The sequence below is a fragment of the Duganella rhizosphaerae genome, from assembly GCF_040364205.1.
Lineage (GTDB): Bacteria > Pseudomonadota > Gammaproteobacteria > Burkholderiales > Burkholderiaceae_D > Rugamonas > Rugamonas rhizosphaerae.
Map to the genome: position 1 here is coordinate 1 of NZ_BPWK01000062.1, position 1,200 is coordinate 1,200.

1 protein-coding gene is annotated in these 1,200 nt (G+C 63.8%); it reads right to left on the reverse strand.

Features of this window, described 5'->3' with window-relative positions:
- Positions 1–1,200, reverse strand: a 1,200-nt coding sequence (locus RUGAMON1_RS32595) for a condensation domain-containing protein (RefSeq protein ID WP_445234415.1), incomplete at both ends; no start/stop codon positions are given.

The following is a 1,200-nucleotide window of genomic DNA, read 5'->3' on the forward strand; positions in this document are numbered from 1 at the left end:
CTGCATATAGCCGCAGACGCGCGCCGCCGATACCGACTGGTCGACCTGCGCCGTCAGCCGGAAGCCGCCACCCAGGTCATCCACCGACAGCGTCAGCGGGAAGTTGGTGCGCTCTTTTCCACTGACCACCTCCACGCCGTCCCAACCTGCGCTGGCATGTTCCGTAACGCCTTCCTCGGCAACAGCGCTATGACGATAATTCAGCAACGACGAGAACAGCGGCAACGGCGCCTGCACCGCGCTACAGCGCTGAGCCAATGCCAGCGACGCATGCTCATGGCGCAGCAATTGCGTCAACAGCGCATGCGTGTCGCGTACGCTTTGTGCTACGCCCTTGCCATCGACGTTAACCCGAACCGGCAAGGTATTGATGAACATGCCCAGGCCGCGGTCGGATCCGGCGCCACCCTGCATGCGTCCGAACAGCACAGTGCCGAATACCACGTCCTGGCGCCCGGACAGCTTGGCCAGCACCTGTCCCCAAGCCAGGTGAATCAGGCTGGCCGCACTCACGCCGAGACTGCGCGCCTGGATCCGCATCCGCGCAGCCAGATCGGATGGCAATTCCCGCTTGATCTCTTCGATCCGGCCGCCATCGCCCTGTACATCAAGCAGTCCGTATGGCGCGGTCGGTTCGTCGATATCGGCCAGCATGCCGGCAAAGAAGGTCTCATGCTCCTCCCGGCTCACACCCAGACGCGCCTGCGCCACAAAATTACGGAACGGCAGCGCCGGCGGCAGTTGCGCCTCCCGGCCCTGCTGGATGACGCGAATTTCCTCGATCAGGATTTCCAGCGTTGTATGGTCGAGCGCCATGTGGTGGCTTAATAGCTGTAACAACCAGCGTCCGTTGGCGCGGTCCGCGCCGATAAAGCCGCGCATCAACGGGGCCTGGCGCACATCCAGGCGATAATTGTGCGAGTCGTAGCGCTGTGCCATCTGCTCCGCGATGGCGCCGTCGGCCGCGTCGAGCTCCACTTCGTCGACAGTCAGCGGCGCCTTGCGCCACACCACCTGCACCGGTTCGGGCAAGCCATCCCACAGCACCGCGGTGCGCAGGATGTCGTGGCGGTCGACCACCGTCTGCAAGGTCGACAGGAAGCCGTCCAGGCGCACACGCGTATCGAACTCGATCAGCGTCGGCAGCAGGTAGGCGTCGCCCTCGCTTTGCATCATGTGGTGGAACAGTATCCCTTCCTG